General features: G+C 31.6%; 1 protein-coding gene. It reads right to left on the bottom strand.

Annotated elements, in window-relative coordinates:
- A partial coding sequence (locus tag HMPREF3265_RS10465) for a beta-class phenol-soluble modulin (RefSeq protein ID WP_070485045.1) occupies positions 1-122 on the bottom strand: 122 nt, incomplete at its 3' end.
- Positions 123-206 lie beyond the last annotated feature (84 nt).

Raw genomic sequence — 206 nt, 5'->3', positions numbered from 1 at the left:
ATTTTACCTAAAACACTGATTCCGTTTTCTACGATACCTACGATGCTTGTACCCATTTCAGCCCAGTCTTTATCTTGTCCTGCTTGTACTGCTGCTGCAATTGCTTCTGCTAATTTTTGCATATTTATCTCTCCATTTCTCTATAATTTTTTAAGATTTAAACTAAGTTTTAAAATAAACGTTAAATTAGAAACCAAAGATTTTAC

The sequence above is a fragment of the Staphylococcus sp. HMSC62B09 genome (genome assembly GCF_001839115.1).
Classification (GTDB): domain Bacteria; phylum Bacillota; class Bacilli; order Staphylococcales; family Staphylococcaceae; genus Staphylococcus; species Staphylococcus haemolyticus.
This window is presented reverse-complemented; position numbering and strand designations above follow the sequence as displayed.